A 16287-nucleotide genomic window follows, 5' to 3' on the forward strand; every position below is an offset into this window, starting at 1 on the left:
GCGACTGATAGTGAACGTTCCGGTATCGCAACTCGTCGAGCCAAAGCAGATCGAGCGGTCGTTTACGGTGGACAAGACCAAGGACGATCACCCGGTCGTATTTGCGGAGCACTCAGCTGATTACGCTGAGACCTTCGCGGCTGAACCTGGGTACCGAATCACGGGGTGCTCCTGGCACGTGGAGACCGCCAATGGTGCCGGCAATATTGCTTGCGCGATAAACGGCAGCGGGGCACAGGCTCGTTTCACCTACAGGCTCACCAGCGGACCTGCCGTCGACAGGTATCGCGGATGGCTGGGCGCGACCGTCAATCTTTCCCAGATTCTAGCGAAGTAGGTAACGGACCGGATGGTTATGCTCGCCCTGCCAACCCACGCTTCGAACCGGTTACATTGGCTCCGCCACGCGTTCCAGCACGTTCGGACAGGGCTCGTTATCTTGTTCTGCGCGCTCGCCACCGGTTGCGCCCACCAAGGTCCGGTCTCACAGCCTGCCAAGCCGCATGTTCACAAAGCTCCGCAGAAACATGGGAGCGCGTTCAAGAGATTCGGCTATCGCTATGGCCCCGGGTATTACCATCATGTCCGTCACTATCATGGCTATCGGCCGTGGCGACCGACAACCGGTGAGGCGAGCCAGGAGGCGCCGCCTGACAAGAGCACCACCGGTGCCGAGGTTGTGGTCAACAAGTCGGCTATCAAGGGTCTGGTGCCGGTCTACTTCGCCACGAATCGCATGGTGACGGGCGGGCCTGGTCTCGAATTGAGCCAGATCTCCTATGCTCGTTCTGCCACCAACACTTTTGGTTACGTGACCGTCAGTATTCCCGTCGTTCACAAGATGGGCGAAGTTGAGACGCCGAAGACGAGCTGGTTTGGGCTACGCAAGGAGGCGGAAGACGACAGAAAGCATTTCCGAATCCAGAAGCTATATCGTCTGTCTCGCGAAGAGTTCGCTTCCGCTATCGCAAATCCCGCCGACAGCATGATGCTCTTTGTGCATGGCTACAACGTCGGTTTTTCCGACGCTGCATTTAAGGCAGCGCAGATTGCTTTCGATGCGAACTACAAAGGTCGCGTCATGATGTATTCCTGGCCGTCCAAGGGCGGGCTGCTCGATTATGACTACGATCGCGAAAGCGCACTCTATGCGCCGGACGGCTTGTTCGATCTCCTTCAGCTCATCAAGAAGGAAGCGAAAGTTTCCAGGATTATCGTGATCGCACACAGCTTGGGCAGCGAGGTGGTATTGGGAGCTTTGCAACAAGCCGCGCTGAGCCAGACGACGCTAGGCATTACCGAGCTGATTTTTGCGGCGCCGGATGTTGATCGCGACCTCTATCTGGAAAGAGCTAACCAAATCAAATCAGCAGCAGGTGCGGTCACCTTATACGCCTCCTCGGCGGATCTCGCCTTGCTCGCCTCCATGAAGAAAGCGCAATCCACCTCGCGAATGGGGTTCGTGACCCAGAGCGGGCCAACTCTCGTGCCAGGTATCGAAACGATCGATGTTTCCGCCGTCGGAAGCGACATGTTTGCTCTGAACCACAGTACGTTTTCAACGAGCCGCGCGGTCCTTGATGATATCGGTCGGATTATTTCTTCTACCGCGCACCTTAAGCCCCCTCAGCGGACGCCGACTTTGCGTTCGATACCTGACGAGCTCAACACGACATACTGGATGTATCCTTATTGAGAATCGTGCGTGGACGATTGCCGCAAATGGCGATCCAGGCCGCATGTCGTTCGGGGATTCCCTATTTTCCATCGTCCTTTTACCGCGAAACGGCGAACTCAGGCGTCGCGCCGAAAAGAGGCTTGTTGCTGAAAATGGCGGGAATGTTGCTTCGCATTTGAATAATGGTCGATGGCTGACCAAATGAGGTAGGGCCGCGGCTACGGCTCCACGTCACCGCGACCGAGCGGTGCTCCCGTGCTCATATCGCGCCATTGTCGCAAGGCGACCTCCACTCAATGTATGCGTTGTTGAGTTCAGGCCGCTGGAAACGACGCCGACCTGGCGATGAGGAACAATTGTTTGCGCTTCCCATTACGCCGCTCGGCGAAGTTCACGACCGTCCCACTGGTGACGACCCCATCAGCCCCGATGTGACAATTATCTGGAACATGGCGTCGCCGGGCTATTGGTCATCCTTGTGTTTCGGCATGGAACAGGGCCAGCGCCGATTGACAATTGGCCGCGTCGAAATAGGCGATGCGGCGTTCAAGCGGATTCAAAACGCTTATGTCTTGGATGCCGCGTTCGAGGTCTCAGGCGATCTATTTGAGCGTATGATCAGGCGATACCAGGCGGCTCAACGCTCAGGGCGCAGTATATCTATTCGACCGCCGCGAACACCGGGAAGCGTTGCCAGGCGCTTGGTGGCGCCAAGAACCACATGATCGTGATGTCCGATGCCGATATGGATCAGGCGGTCGATGCGCTGATGGGCGCCGCTTATGGCTCCGCCGGCGAACGGCTACATGGCGATCTCGGTCGCCGTGCCGGTCGGCGAGGCGACCGCGGATAAGCTTATCTTCGCGCTCCAACCCAAGGTTCGAGGCCTGAAGGTCGGACCGGGTTACCGACCGCGAAGCGGAGATGGGGCCACTAGTCACGAAGCGGCATCAGGAGAACGCGAAGCTACATCGATGCCGCCGTCGCCAACGACACAAAGTTGTTGGTCGACGGACGCAAGTTCAGGATTCAAGGCTATGAGAGCGGGCGGCGCTGCGCGTGAATTCGCCCGTCAGATCAAAGTCGGAATGGTCGGCATCAATGCTCCAATTCCGGTGCCAATGACCTTTCACTCCTTCGGAAGGATGGTAAGTCGATCTTCGGCGACCAAATGAAGACGGTCACCAGCCGGAACTGGGCCGAATTCGTCATGCCGACCATGTCGTCACGGGCGCCCTGATACGCGTTTGTCTCTTCTCCCGCACTGCGAGGGCCATGAGCCCTGGCTCTTTTTTGTATGCCTTTTCGATGCAGCTGCTGGGACTCATCGAGGTCCGGCCTAAAGGAACCGGAGCGCCTTACGCCTGCCGTTGGCGCAACCGGACCTCGGCCTGCGTCACGTGACTTACCGGCGCGTCCGGGGATCTGTTTTGACGCAGATGGCCGCAGTTTCCTCCGACGGGAATGGCTTGCGGACGCCGGGAGCAGTCGCGGTCGGGCCAGCGGAGTCGCGCGTTCTCGCCGCAAGGGAGCAATCTCAGGGAACGACAGCTCTCAAATCGATCCTTCCGGCTTCCATAGCCGCGTGATCATTCCTTGCAAAGTGCGATTGACGCCGTCCGCCGCGTCGATACCGAAGCACTTGCGTGTCAGATCCTTGATCCGGGTTGAATCTGATTGTGACAGAGTTCCCGGACATGGATTTGATGCCGGAGATGCATCACGCGAAGCGTGGCGGCGGACCAATTCAAATGTCAGTCAAGAGGTGCCGGCGCCGGCCGGGATGGCGACCTTCAGCGGCGTGCGCCGGTTCGCGTGCAGTGGCGTAACTGGTCATCAGCGCACCGACGGTCCCGCCGTGTCGGTCACGCGTCATTTCAGGGCGTCACAGCCTAGGCTACGATTCGGACAGGGAGTGCGGAATAACCGTGCACGAAGTTCGACGCAACGCGCTCCGGCTCGCCAACGATTTCGACCTCGACGTGTTTATTCAGTATCTCCTCCCAGAGCACTTTCAGCTGCAGCTGCGCAAGATGTCGGCCCAGGCAACGATGGATGCCATAACCGAACGACAGATGTTGGCGCACGTTCTTGCGATCAATCGCAAATTTGTTAGCGTCCTCGATGACCTCATCGTCTCGGTTGCCAGAGATGTACCACATCACGACCTTGTCGCCTCGCCTGATTTGTTTTCCTCCCATGATGATGTCCGCGGTGGCGTTGCGGCGCATATGTGCGATGGGCGTTTGGTATCGAATAATCTCGGACACAGCGCTCGACACCAAGGCGGGGTTATCCCGTAACTTTCGTAGCTCGGATGGGTGCTGGTTCATGAACAGCAGGCCTCCGGTGATCGAATTCCGTGTGGTGTCGTTGCCGCCCACGATCAGTAGAATGAGATTGCCAAGAAACTCACGTGGCTCCATATGCCGTGTTTCGGACGAGTGAGCCATCATTGAAATGAGATCAAGTCGTGGCTCGGCATTTATCCGCTCCCGCCAAAGCCGCGTAAAATAGTCCAAACACTCGGAAAGGATTGCGCTTCGCTTGTCCCAGCTGTCGATCGCCTGGCCAACTGTAGGCGCTGCAACGGCGACGTCCGACCAGTACGTCAGGAGGCGGCGATCCTCGAACGGAAAGTCGAAAAGCGTGGCCAGCATCTGCGTCGTCAACTCGATGGAGACCATGTCGACCCAGTTGAAGGCATCATTGCGCGGCAAGCCATCAAGGATCGTTCTGACGCGACTGCGGATCAATCCTTCGAGTTTCTCCAGATTGTCCGGTGCGACTATCGGACTTACGGTGTTGCGCTGCGCGGCATGTTGGGGCGGACCCATCTTGATGAAACTCGGAGTCCAATGTTCCTCCGGCACGTCAAGCATCGTGACACCTTGCTCTGACGAGAATATTTTATGATTTGTATCGACGGCCACGATATCGCGGTATTTCGTTATCGACCAAAATGGACCGTATGGGCTGTCTTGACAGTAGTGAACGGGATCTTCCCTTCGCAGCCGCTCGAAGCAAGGCCATAAGCTGTCATCTTGAAATCGTCTAGGTTCGCTTACATCCAATTTGCTCAACGGGATGCCGCGCGAATCGTCATCCCTGCGCACGTCAAAGAGCCTTTTCATGATCGTGTCCTTTGGTCTTCCTCTTTGGTGAGCACATGATCTCGACAGGTTCGCAACCGCATGGATTGCGTGCCGAGTGCTTCGGTTGGGAACAGCGTCTCGCCGAAGCGGCAAAGAATATTCAAAAAACTGAGCGGCCCCCCCTACCAGTTCCGGCTGGAGCGAGATCGCCACTACTTTGTCTATGCGAGCAGAATGCCGCCAGATGAGTCGGCCGCGTCTGGTTGCGGAGTACTCGCTTGTCAAGCCGCCCTTCAATTGTGTTTCCTCGTCCAGCTTCCACCGAACGCTCCACCAGCCGGATGGGGGCGCTCGCGCCGTCGCAGCCGGTGAAGGTTGTGGAGACGGCGCGAACCTGGCTGGGCACTGGACCGTGGTTGACCGGTGCCCCGATGGGGTCGCGGTCCTCCGAGGTCGCGCAGCGCCGGATGATGATGGTTGGGCCGGGGCCCCAGCGTTTGCCGTGGCGTGCGGACGAGCCGGCCTCAGCCGATTGTCCAGCCCGCCATAACCACGTCCCAGCAGGATAGCGCCGGGACGTTGAGAATCGGTGCCGGTATCTCGTCAAATATGATCAGACCGGTTTTGCTTGGCCCCAGTCGAACAATGTTGCATCGATCCAGATGGTCGATCGAGAATGACGTCGATCGACCGGGCGAAGGCGCCTTCGCATTGTTCATGCCGACCCGCTTGGCGAGCCTTATCGGCCTTGAGCTAGAGCCATTTCTGGCAAGCCGAAGAGTTGCCGCGTCGAGCGGCTGCGCCGGGGCACAAGACCGGCCAAGTCGATACCGAAGAAGGTCAGAGCACCCGCAGCGGAGCGCCCGCGGATCGGACTTGGTCTTTTCCTCGAACTGTGGCCTTCAAAAAGATTTCGGCTGTGACTCACCTCGTGCGATCATTCTGATCGTCGCATCCGCTTGCTTCGGTTCGTATGGCGGCGGACGGCTTCCCGCGAAGCAATCTTCCTGCTGTCACCGGCGTCGACGATTGGGTCGTTCCGACGCATTCGCTGTTGCGGATAGGATTGTCTGCGATCGCAGATGGCGACGGATCGTGACGTTGCAGCCAGATCGTGAAGTCTAAGCCGCCGGATGACGCTGGCACAGTCCTTGCTTTTGAGATGCAGCAACCCTGGTGAAACTGAATTCATTCCCGCTGCAGCGGACTTAATGATGACCGACAGTCCACCGAAAAAAAAGCAAAGGCAGAGTTCCCCGGACCAGCTCTCTGAGGACGAAGAACTCATTTCGAATTTCGCGAACACACTCGATAGGCTGTATCCGCGGAGGTATCTCGATTATCCGCGAGCTCTTCGCAGGTTCAGCAAGTGGCTCAGTACCTCCAAAAAGAAGCCTATCACTGGCCGAATCGACGACGATGGGCTGACAGATGACGCTCAGCTGTTCAAGCGTGAAACCGAAAGCAACATGATCAGCGGTGCACTGACGATGCTTCGGAGAGTATCCCGTGCGCAAGCAGTCATGGGCGCAGGCGCAGGCGATTCGCAGCGGGTCGCCGGTACATCGTCGTCCGCCGGGGCTCAGTCGTCCCCAGCCCCCGATGGTCTTGAGGCGTTGCCGGCGGGCGGGCTTGATTTTGATCTGAATGCAGCCATGCCGGACGATTGGCTCATGTCCCACTTCGCAAGCGAAGCCTGGCACGCCGGTCGTACCAACAGGTCGGTTGCGGAGTCATTGCGTGAACTGCGGCGCTTCAGCCATTGGCGTCTTCGAACCGGGAAGCCGGCAATGGCCAGTCAACTTGGCCTGCTCGCTGAGGATGCGAAAAGTTATGCGGCGAGTGAAAAAGTTGATCCCGACGCCTTTGCTATCCTCAAGAGGGCGTTGAAAGCGCTGCGGGAAGTCGTAGACGCAGAACCGCCGACTCAGAGTCCGGGGGGCACCGGCGTCTGGAGAAAGGTAGAGCATGCTGATGACAATGATCTCTTTCTCAGATTCAAAGCAGCAACAGACTTGAATCTGGATTCGCGTACCCCCGGTCTGTACGCAAGGAAACTTCGGGGGTTCAGTGACTGGCTCTATCACCAGAAAAAGGAGTCTGTGTCTCGTAGACTTTACTCCGATGAGCTGATGGAGGAGGCCAAACAGTACGAAGTTTCATTCAACAGAATGGCATGCACCGCGCTGAGGAAGCTTCGCGACTGGCTCCGTGGGCAACCGGGCTCGTCCGCCGTGGTTGGCGCACCGCTGGGCGGCCCGGAGCAAGTGCCCGCCCAGTCGCGAGCGGAACTGCTGTCCTCGGCTTTCGGCGGCAGAAGGGCCGTGGTGGACTATGGATATGCTGTCGGTATGGGCTGGCTGCACGGACGCCAACCGGCCCCAATGACGCTGATCGCCGAAATGCTGAAAAATGGCGAACTGCCGACGCCGTTCCAGTCAACAAACTTGTACATCCACGGTCAGCTCTACACGGCGAACTTGGTGTTTGGAATGGGGGGAGCGGCCCTAAGCAGTCCAGGAAGTGGTGGCGTCATCATGCTTAACCCGCAAATCGGGCCGGACCCCCGCGGGGTAGCGGGGGGGCGCATTGAACCCTTCCGGCGCTCTGCCGCAGGAGCATCGTCATCTGCCTGGGCTGGGGAGTCGTCCTCCACATACAGTGTTTCAGCGGCGCGCCACGGGCTCGGGGATTTCGGATTGATCGTCGGACCGGACTGGGATCACAGCCGGTGGGACAACGGCGGCCAGCAGATCCCTGATTATATGATCGGCGAACTGAACAATGGGGGCGAACTGCCGAGCCCACACCGGCCGACGACTGAATTCTACATCCATGGTGAGCGCTATACAGCTGAGTTGAGAGACGCGCAGAGGGATCCGAACAGGATCTTTGGCTCTCAGCGACGCTATGTCGTTTATCTGGTCCATCACTCGGATCGACCCGGAACGGAGCTGCGTCTCGGTCGTTGATCGCCATCTTGAATGCGACCTCCATCTCGAGCAGGATAGGTTCCATGCCACCCTTCACCTTAGGCTGGATTTGAAACCGCGCGCGCGAATCCCATCAAGTTTCCTATCGCAAAGACACTTTCAGCTCGAGAGGTTGAGCCGGAAAGAGCGCGCCGCCGGAAATCGTCGCATAACGGGTAGATGCGGCCAACTGGTCACCACGCGGTCGGCTATCAGTTTGATTGAGGTGGCTGGACATGCGCAATCGCACATTGATCTTCGCGCCCTCTCGGCGCTTTTCCTTCAGCGTCTGGAGAGAGGTTCACGTGTCGGCACCGCCGCCGCTCTAGACGCGCCAACACGCGTGCCGTCTTGACCCCATCCAAACGCCCGTAGCCGTCGAGCTGCTGCACCACCGCGTCGTTCTTCTGTTCTACGAAAGCACCTGGTCGTTCTCCTCGAGGCGCGGGACCGAGACACCTCGATCTTCTGCGCCCGGCATCCCGAACAACGAGGTCGTCCATGACGCGCTGTCGTTATCAAAATCGGTCCAGTGTGGCGAACATCAACCGCAAACGCAGCGGCAGGCTTCTCGGAACGTAGCTTCGAGGCGGCGACCGCTGCTTGAATGAACGAAGCAATGTTCCTCGCTCAAAGCCTGGAGGGAATGAAGCGCGCCAGGCCGATTGGCATGAGGAAGGCAAAGTCATTCTCGCGCAATACATCCCCAGCGCCGCTATTGGAGCGGACACTGTGTACATTCGGTGCCTGCCGTGCACGGCCCAATTGAGCCAACGAGCAGGGTGATGGGAACCGTTGTCGGAGTGTTGGCGATCTCATGCTTGTCCCGCCAAATCGGCCCCCGCGCGCGGCGGCGGGCGGGCGTACCGCATACTTCCCGAGATCGCAGCCGCCATCGACAATGGCGGGCGGCCAATTGATCACTCACCTTACTTAAGTCAAATGCGCGGTGATGGTCAACGCGCCTGCCGAGCGACGTCTGACATGAGGTGCGCCAACGATGGAGCAGTAAACCTTGCACCAGATGCAGGTGCATGGCCCTTTACCTGAGAGAAAGTCTGCAGGAGGCCAATGCTTGAGCCAGCCACCAGACACCAACTTCTGTCATGTCGGGCTTGCGACATGCCGTCGGGGCCATGACACGTCCGATTGAGCAAAAGGTTTGACAAACCAAGCTATCGCACTTGGCACAAGGCTTGAAAGGGGGGAAAGGAGGAATGATCTGAAGTTGCGCCTCAAGGAATGGCAGCGGTGGCTTACAAAATTGGTGCATTTCACTTTGCTTTATGCGGCGGATGGCAAATTGGCTGTCCCAATGCCGCGATCCGTTGCAGTGCACGCTCGTGCATGGTTTTGTGTCCGTGATCGACGACTGGATCGCGGCTCGCGCCAACATCGATGCGCGCGCGCAGCTGGGCGCTGCGCCAGTGCCGGGCCCAGCACCTGCCGGCAGCAATATTCGTGAGGCGGCCGAATTCGAACGACTCGAAGGCGAGGTGCGGCGCATGGACGTCGATGGGCCTGTTGCGGTTGATTGGCGGACAGTCAACGCGCTGTCGCTCGACATCCTGTCGAAGCAGTCAAAGGACATTTTGGTCTCCTGTTGGGCGACCTACGGCCTGTTTCGCACCGAAGGCTATCAGGGTCTCGCCGTCGGATTGGGCGTTCTGCGCGGCATGGTGAACGCGCATTGGGAAGGGCTGTTTCCGCCGATCAAGCGGCAACGCGCGCGGGTCGGCGCGGTCGATTGGCTCGTTGGTCGCATTGGGCCGGCATTGGCCGAGAATGCGCCGACTGACGCTGATTATCCGGCCGTGCTCGCCGCCTATGATGCCCTTGATGATCTCTCTCGCCAGCTCAGTCAGAATCTCATCGACGAGCAGGTTGCTTTGGAGGACTTGCTCAGGGCACTGAAACCGCATTACGAACAAGCCAAGCGCGCTATCGACGCCGCAGCACAGAGCGCGGCTGAGGCGGCCCAAGCTGCCGAGCAGACCGCTGCCGCGCCGGTGGACTCCACTGCGCCGGCCGAGGCTGCTGAACCGGCAGCGCCGGGTGAAGTTGTCTCGGTTGGCGCCGATGGCGACTGGGCCGGCTTGATCGACCGTTTGCCCGATATGCTGCGGCAAGCGGCGGCCGCCCGGCGCGCCACGTCGCCGGCAGACCCGAAAGTCTATCTGATCAATCGCCTTGGCTCGTGGATGCGCTTTGACGAAGTGCCGCCCGATAACGGAGGGCGCACGACGATATTTCCCCCCGCCGATCAAATTTCTGCATTGGAGGCAAAGGTTGCAGCCGGTCAGCACGCCGACGTCGTGAATATGGCCGAGAACATCGCCTGGACGCATCCGTGCTGGCTCGACGCTCACCGGCATGCCGCGAATGCTCTGGAGCAAATGGGGCCCTTGCTTGAGCCGGCGGCCAGGGCGGTGCACGCGGCGATCGCCTTGCTGGTGAGATGTTATCCGCGGATCCTGGGGTGCCATTTCAACGACGGCCGCCCTTTCGCTGACGAGGAAACGCGTGCCTGGGCCGTGGCGGAAGCAGACCGGTCGATCGCCCCTGATCCTGTCGAAGCAACGGTTGCCGAGGCACACAGACTCATCGGCGCTGGACAGCCGCAGGCCGCATTCGAGAAGCTGTCGGATGCGTTAGATGGGGAGCGGTGCGAACGTGGCCGGTTCGTCGGCTGGCTTGCGCAAGCACGTTTTTGCATCGAGACCGGCTTCGTCACAACAGCCATTCCGCTGCTGGACCACCTGGATCAGGTTGTCGCCGAGCAAAAGCTTGAAAGCTGGGAGCCGGCGCTAGCGCTCGATGCTGCCGAATTGCGCTATCGAGCGATCACCCATCCGGAGGCGCCACAGATCGTTGACGAGCCGCCTCGTCGCGCCGCGCTTGAACAGATAAGACGGCGCGTCGCACGCATCGATATCGCTCGCGCCAGCCAACTCGGCCGCAGCTGATTTGCAGGGGAATCTCATATGGCACAGGATAGCACCATTGCTCCCAAAGAGCGCATCAATATCCGATTCAAACCCGCAACCGGCAACCTCAAGGAGGATGTCGAATTGCCGCTGAAGTTATTGGTGTTGGCCGACTTCACCGGGCGAGCCGATGACCGGCCGATCGAGCAGCGTCAGCTCGTCAACATCGACAAGGACAATTTTGGCGAGGTTGTCAAAAGCCAGGAGCTGAGCCTGGATATCTGCGCCGAGAACAAACTCGACGAACAGCCAGGGGCCGGCAAATTGTCCGTTTCGCTGCATTTTGAGAGCTTGAAGGACTTTGATCCCGATCGTGTCGCACAACAAATCCCAGAACTGCGCATGTTGACCGAACTGCGCACCGCGCTGGTCGCCCTGAAGAGCCCGCTCGGCAATGTGCCGGGTTTCCGCAAAGCCATCCAGAACGTGCTGGAAGACCACGGCGCCCGGCCGCAGCTCTTGTGCGAACTCACCAACACGTCCGAGTGAGCTGCAACGAGGTTTTTAGAGGAGCCAGGACGCTATGACGGATACAAGCACGCAGCCATCGGCCGGAGTCGTCGCCACGACCACCGAGGTTTCGCTGCTGGATCAGATTCTCGTCCATACCAAGATTACCCCGTACGACGAGGGGTACGACCTCGCCCGCCGCGGTGTCGCAGCTTTCATCGCCGAGCTGATCAAGCCGGATAGGGCCAGTGAGCAAGTCAACAACGCCCTGATCGATCGGATGATCGCGGAGATCGACCGCAAAATCTCGGCGCAGCTCGACGCGGTCCTCCACACGGACGAATTCCAGCAGGTCGAGTCGGCCTGGCGCGGGCTTAAGTTCCTGGTCGACCGCACCGATTTCCGTCAGAACATCAAGGTGGAAATTCTCAGCGTCAGCAAGGACGAGCTGCTCATCGATTTCGAGGACAGTCCGGAGATCGTCAAGTGCGGCCTGTACAAACATGTTTACGCCGCAGAGTTCGGCCAGTTCGGAGGTGAGCCGGTCGCTGCCATGATATCAGCCTATGAGTTTGGCAGTGGTAGTCAAGACGTCAAGCTCATGCGCTATATGAGCGCGATGGCCGCCATGGCGCATGCGCCGGTCATCGCCTCCGCTGCGCCCGAAATGTTCGGCGTCGAACGGCACGAGGAGATCGCGGGTCTCAAGGACCTGCAATCCATCTTCGAGGGGCCGAAATACGCCAAGTGGAACTCGTTTCGGGAAAGCGAGGACGCTCGCTACTTCGGATTGACGTTACCGCGCTTCCTGCTGCGCTTGCCCTATGGTCCGGAGACGGTCCCGGTCAAAGCTTTCGACTATCAGGAAACCTCGAATGGTGAGACCAGTAACTATCTGTGGGGCAATGCGGCCTTTGCTTTCGCAACGCGCCTGACCGAAAGCTTCGCAAAGTATCGCTGGTGTCCGAACATCATCGGCCCGCAATCGGGCGGAGCGGTCGAAAACCTCAATCTACACACCTATGAAGCAATGGGGCAGTTGCAGAGCAAGGTCCCGACGGAGGTTCTCATCTCTGACCGGCGCGAGTTCGAACTCGCCGAACAAGGCTTCATTGCGTTGACCATGCGCAAGGGCTCGGACAATGCCGCCTTCTTCTCGGCAAATTCTGTTCAGAGGCCGAAATATTTCGGAAACACCCAAGAAGGCAAAGCCGCTGAGCTCAACTACAAGCTCGGCACCCAGCTGCCCTACATGTTCATGATCAATCGGTTCGCTCACTATATCAAGGTGCTGCAGCGCGAAAACATCGGCTCGTGGAAGAGCAGGGAAGAGCTTCAGAGCGAGCTTAACGACTGGATTCGTCAGTATGTCGCCGATCAGGAGAATCCGTCGGCAGAGGTTCGCTCCCGGCGACCCTTGCGCAAGGCGGAGATCACCGTTCAAGACGTCGAAGGCGAACCGGGCTGGTATCGCGTCGGTCTATCCCTCGTTCCACACTTGAAGTACATGGGCGCGGATTTTGCCTTGTCGTTGAAGGGTAAACTCGACAAGCAATAATGGTGTATGCAATGTTCGACCGCAGTCTCATGGAGCGCTTGGCAGACGCAACAGCGACCATGGTCCCGTCGCAGAGTTCGTTCGATCGTTTCCGGACGAGCGTTCTGGAAAATCTGCGCCGGGTTCTGAACTCGCACCAGGGCTGCTGCGAAATAAGGCCTGACTTCGGCATGCCCGATCTCAACGACGCGATCGGGCAGGGGGCCGACGCGGTGGGCGCGGTCGCGCGTTCGATCCAGCAGCAGATCGAGATGTTTGAGCCGCGCTTGGGCAATGTTTCGATCCGGTTTCATGCCGAGCGCCATAATCCGCTGCAACTGACGTTCCATGTCAACGCGACGCTCAATCATAACGACCGGGTGCGGTCGGTCTCCTTCGACGCGATCTTCGAAGAGCGCGTACGCGTGAAAGGCTGAAGCGGTGGCCCTCAATCCCTACTACGAGGATGAGCTGTCGTATTTGCGCGAGCTCGGCTGTGACTTCGCGGCAGCCAATCCGAAGCTTGCGCCGTTTCTCGGCCGTGAGGCCACTGATCCCGACGTGGAACGGTTGTTGGAAGGTTTTGCCTTCCTTGTAGCGCGACTGCGCCAGAAGCTCGACGACGAGTTTCCCGAGTTCGTCCATGGCCTGTTACGGATGGTATGGCCGCACTACCTTCAGCCCCTGCCGCCCATCACAACGCTCTCCTTTGCTCTGAGCCAATCGGCGAGCGCCGCGAGCCTGAACGTTCCGGCCGGCACGAGAGTTCGCTCGCGTCCGATTGAGGGAACGAATTGTACGTTCGTCACCTGCTATTCCGTTAATGTGCTGCCGCTGGAGATCAATGACGTTCAGCTCGAGAACCGGACGAGTTCGGCTCGCCTGACCTTGGATATCAAAGCAACCGGCCAGCAAAACCTCTCATGTCTTCAGAACGGCCGGCTACGTCTCTTCTTCTCAACCGAGCGAGAGCCACAAGTCGGGCGCTATCTATTGACTTGGCTGTGCCATCACGTCAGGCATGCAACAGTCACCGTGGCAGATCGGCAGGTCGCAGCAATCGGGTCAGCACAGATCGCGCCAAAAGGATGGAGGGACGACGAGGCAGTTTTGCCCTGGCCCCATAATGGCTTTGCCGGGTTCCGAATCATTCAGGAGTACCTGAGTTATCCTTCGAAATTTCTCTACGTCGAACTGTCTGGTCTCGAGCCCATTGGAACCCATGCGGAGACGGAGTGCAGGCTTAGCTTCGAGTTTCAACGCCCATTCCCAGCGCAATTGCGGTTGGGCAAAGGCCAGATTCGCTTGAACTGCACGCCGGCCATCAACGTCTTCAGCCACGAGGCCTCGCCGATCCGTCTGGAGCGGACAAAGACCGAATACCGCGTGCTTGCCTCCGGAGGGCCGAACTTCAGCATCCGTTCCGTCGATGGCGTGACCGGCTACGTGCAAGGCCGCCCCGAACGTGTCGAGTACGAGGCATTTGACCTGTTGCGCCACGATCTGCCCGGTGCCGAGCCCAGCCGCGCCTATTTTCGCGAGCGTATCCGGCCCGCGGTGGTGGGCCGGGGCATCGACCACTATGTAAGTTTCGTTGATCGTCTCGACATCGGCCAGCATCCGCCGATCGATGTCGCATCCCTGCAGTTAACCTGCTCCAACGGGCCCATCGCCGACCGGTTGCCAGTCGGTGCAGTCGATTTGCCGACCTCCGACACGCCTCGGTCGGTCACGTTCTCCAATATAACGACGGTCGTTGCAGAGGTGCCACCACCGATTAATGATGGTCTGTTACGGCGGCTGACGGCCAATCTGGCGCGCAATTATGGCTCCTTAGTCAACGTAGACACGCTGCGGACCATTATTGCCTGCTACGATTTCCGTGCGGTCTACGACGTTCAGGCGCGCCGCCGCCTAGAGCTGTTGCTCGAGGGCCTTGACCGGTTCATGACCACCGACACTGATCACGTCTTGCGCGGCGCGCCGATCCGGATGCGCAACATCGAACTGGCCGTGGTCGACAGCAAGATTGGCGGTGAGGGAGAATTGTTCCTGTTGGGCTCGGTACTGGATGCCTTCTTCGCGACTTTCGCCGGCATCAATATGCTGCACCGGTTCTCCGTCCGCAGCACGGAAAGCAACGCACATTACACATGGCCAGCGAGAAGCGGATCGATCACTCCGTTCTGACCGCGCCCGAAGATCTCAATGAGCTCGCGTCTTGCGGGTTCCTCTCGCTCGCCGCGCTCCTGGAACGGCGTTTCAGCAATGCTCCCCCAATCGGATCCACCGTCGATCCCGAGCGCGAGGCGGTTCGCTTTCGCGCGGCGCCGATGCTCGGCTTTCCCGCTGAGGAGATTGCAGACGTCAGGCAGGTCAACGCGGCTGCGGAGCGGGTGGAGGTGTACGTCAATTTCCTGGGGCTGCACGGCCCATCGTCGCCGCTGCCACCCTTCTACACCGAACGTATCATACACGCCGACGGCACAGGATCGCTCGGCGATTTTTTCGATTTTTTCAATCACCGCCTGATTAGCCTGCTGTTGCGAATTTGGCGGTACTATCGCCACCATCTGCGGTTTGAGGAGGGCGGAACCGACGCGATTTCGGTGTTAACCAGCGCGCTTTTCGGGCTCATGCCAGGAGATAACACTGCCGATGAACGGGAATGGCGGGCGCGGCTGCTGCCCCATGCCGGTGTCCTTGCATTGTGCAGCCGGTCGGCGCCGCTCGTGGCCGGCCTGATTTCCAGCCATCTCAAAATTCCGGCCCTTGTCGAGGAATTCATTTGGCGCGAGATCGATATTCCACCGGAAGCTCAGTGGCGCCTAGGTCGGCCCGGCCTTCAACTTGGCATTGACACCCTTGCTGGCGAAACCATGCCGGACGTAGCGGGCAAATTCCGGATTTGCCTCGGGCCACTCAACCAGCAGCAGTTTCGGTCCGTGCTGCCCGGCCGCGAGGCTCACGGCATCCTTTGTCGTCTTGTTAATGTCATCTTGCGCGAGCCGCTGGCCTACGATCTCCAGTTAGAACTGGCGCCCGGGGAGATCCCCGAATGGATTCTTGGCGAAGGAGAATTGGGCTGGACGACATCGATCGGGCTGCCGGAGGGAGCCGGGAGCTCAGTTCTATTGTGATTGTATCGAGTTTCGCGTCTGCCCTGTTCTTGAGGCCGGAGGGCGCTCGATCTAGTCGAAGCACCCCATCGGCGGTTGAGCCAGATGATGATACTTCGCGAGTTCACGGCTCATTCAAATCCTCGGCCCGATTGCGTCCTCGCTTCCGGCAAGCAGAAGTTTGCGCCCTGAGTAGAAGCCGCGTGGCTACAGCGCCGGTCGAAGCAAAGATTCGCGTCGACGCTGACGTCTCTCGAACGATCTCACTACTGGACGCCTTCACTTGTGAGGCAAGTGCAGGCTATAGTGCTGGTCATAGCGTGGCCGCCCGTCCAGCGCTTGTGGACCACCGTGAAGACCAGCTGCCTTCAATTTCAGCCATCCTTTGACGGGACCTTGGGAAGGACGTAGCCAATGTCGCCATCGCGCTCTGCAAGCGCTCAGCCATC

General features: G+C 59.1%; 10 protein-coding genes and 2 pseudogenes. 11 read left to right on the forward strand and 1 reads right to left on the reverse strand.

The window, feature by feature from the left end:
- The 4 genes and pseudogenes from XI09_RS07660 to XI09_RS07675 form a co-directional block, all read left to right on the forward strand.
- Positions 1-337 (forward strand): annotated as a pseudogene (locus tag XI09_RS07660) (hypothetical protein); the annotation flags it as partial.
- Between the two features lie 12 nt (positions 338-349).
- Positions 350-1696, forward strand: coding sequence for an alpha/beta hydrolase (locus XI09_RS07665; RefSeq protein ID WP_271566338.1), 1347 nt, complete (start codon positions 350-352; stop codon positions 1694-1696).
- 278 nt (positions 1697-1974) lie between these two features.
- Positions 1975-2403 (forward strand): hypothetical protein, encoded by a 429-nt coding sequence (locus tag XI09_RS07670; protein WP_271566339.1) that lies wholly within the window; start codon positions 1975-1977, stop codon positions 2401-2403.
- Positions 2313-2918 (forward strand): annotated as a pseudogene (locus XI09_RS07675) (aldehyde dehydrogenase family protein); the annotation flags it as partial. The gene XI09_RS07670 and the pseudogene XI09_RS07675, both read left to right, overlap by 91 nt.
- Before the next feature lie 652 nt (positions 2919-3570).
- Here the strand turns inward: XI09_RS07675 and XI09_RS07680 are convergent.
- Positions 3571-4812: a cytochrome P450 gene (locus XI09_RS07680; protein ID WP_271566340.1), complete on the reverse strand. Its 1242-nt coding sequence runs from the start codon at positions 4810-4812 to the stop codon at positions 3571-3573.
- Positions 4813-5906: 1094 nt separating this feature from the next.
- On the opposite strand from XI09_RS07680, the gene XI09_RS07685 reads away from it, so the two are divergent.
- The 7 genes from XI09_RS07685 (at position 5907) to tssG (ending at position 15859) form a co-directional block, all read left to right on the forward strand.
- Positions 5907-7745 carry a hypothetical protein gene (locus tag XI09_RS07685; protein WP_271566341.1) on the forward strand — a complete coding sequence of 613 codons (1839 nt, stop codon included), beginning with the start codon at positions 5907-5909 and terminating at the stop codon, positions 7743-7745.
- A gap of 1361 nt (positions 7746-9106) precedes the next feature.
- Complete coding sequence (tssA, locus tag XI09_RS07690; RefSeq protein ID WP_271566342.1) at positions 9107-10711, forward strand: type VI secretion system protein TssA; 1605 nt, start codon at positions 9107-9109, stop codon at positions 10709-10711.
- Between the two features lie 18 nt (positions 10712-10729).
- Positions 10730-11221: a type VI secretion system contractile sheath small subunit gene (gene tssB / locus XI09_RS07695; protein WP_271566343.1), complete on the forward strand. Its 492-nt coding sequence runs from the start codon at positions 10730-10732 to the stop codon at positions 11219-11221.
- A 34-nt stretch (positions 11222-11255) separates the two neighbouring features.
- On the forward strand, positions 11256-12740 hold the full coding sequence (gene tssC, locus XI09_RS07700; protein ID WP_097669417.1) for a type VI secretion system contractile sheath large subunit: 1485 nt from the start codon (positions 11256-11258) through the stop codon (positions 12738-12740).
- Between the two features lie 11 nt (positions 12741-12751).
- The gene (tssE, locus tag XI09_RS07705; RefSeq protein WP_271566344.1) at positions 12752-13156 is read left to right on the forward strand and encodes a type VI secretion system baseplate subunit TssE; all 405 of its coding nucleotides are present in this window, start codon (positions 12752-12754) and stop codon (positions 13154-13156) included.
- Between the two features lie 4 nt (positions 13157-13160).
- Entirely contained in the window at positions 13161-14909 is a 1749-nt protein-coding gene (tssF, locus tag XI09_RS07710) for a type VI secretion system baseplate subunit TssF (RefSeq protein WP_271566345.1), read from the forward strand.
- On the forward strand, positions 14873-15859 hold the full coding sequence (tssG, locus tag XI09_RS07715; RefSeq protein ID WP_271566346.1) for a type VI secretion system baseplate subunit TssG: 987 nt from the start codon (positions 14873-14875) through the stop codon (positions 15857-15859). The genes tssF and tssG overlap by 37 nt, the downstream gene beginning before the upstream one ends.
- Positions 15860-16287: the final 428 nt, after the last annotated feature.

Origin of the sequence: Bradyrhizobium sp. CCBAU 11386 (genome assembly GCF_028128955.1) — a bacterium.
Taxonomy (GTDB): domain Bacteria; phylum Pseudomonadota; class Alphaproteobacteria; order Rhizobiales; family Xanthobacteraceae; genus Bradyrhizobium.

Bases quoted from the DNA above. Each gene is read 5' to 3' on its own strand.
- XI09_RS07680 (WP_271566340.1), bottom strand. From the start codon at position 4,812: ATGAAAAGGCTCTTTGACGTGCGCAGGGATGACGATTCGCGCGGCATC.
- tssE (WP_271566344.1), top strand. From the start codon at position 12,752: ATGTTCGACCGCAGTCTCATGGAGCGCTTGGCAGACGCAACAGCGACC.
- XI09_RS07670 (WP_271566339.1), top strand. From the start codon at position 1,975: ATGTATGCGTTGTTGAGTTCAGGCCGCTGGAAACGACGCCGACCTGGC.
- tssC (WP_097669417.1), top strand. From the start codon at position 11,256: ATGACGGATACAAGCACGCAGCCATCGGCCGGAGTCGTCGCCACGACC.
- XI09_RS07665 (WP_271566338.1), top strand. From the start codon at position 350: ATGGTTATGCTCGCCCTGCCAACCCACGCTTCGAACCGGTTACATTGG.
- tssG (WP_271566346.1), top strand. From the start codon at position 14,873: ATGGCCAGCGAGAAGCGGATCGATCACTCCGTTCTGACCGCGCCCGAA.
- XI09_RS07685 (WP_271566341.1), top strand. From the start codon at position 5,907: ATGACGCTGGCACAGTCCTTGCTTTTGAGATGCAGCAACCCTGGTGAA.
- tssB (WP_271566343.1), top strand. From the start codon at position 10,730: ATGGCACAGGATAGCACCATTGCTCCCAAAGAGCGCATCAATATCCGA.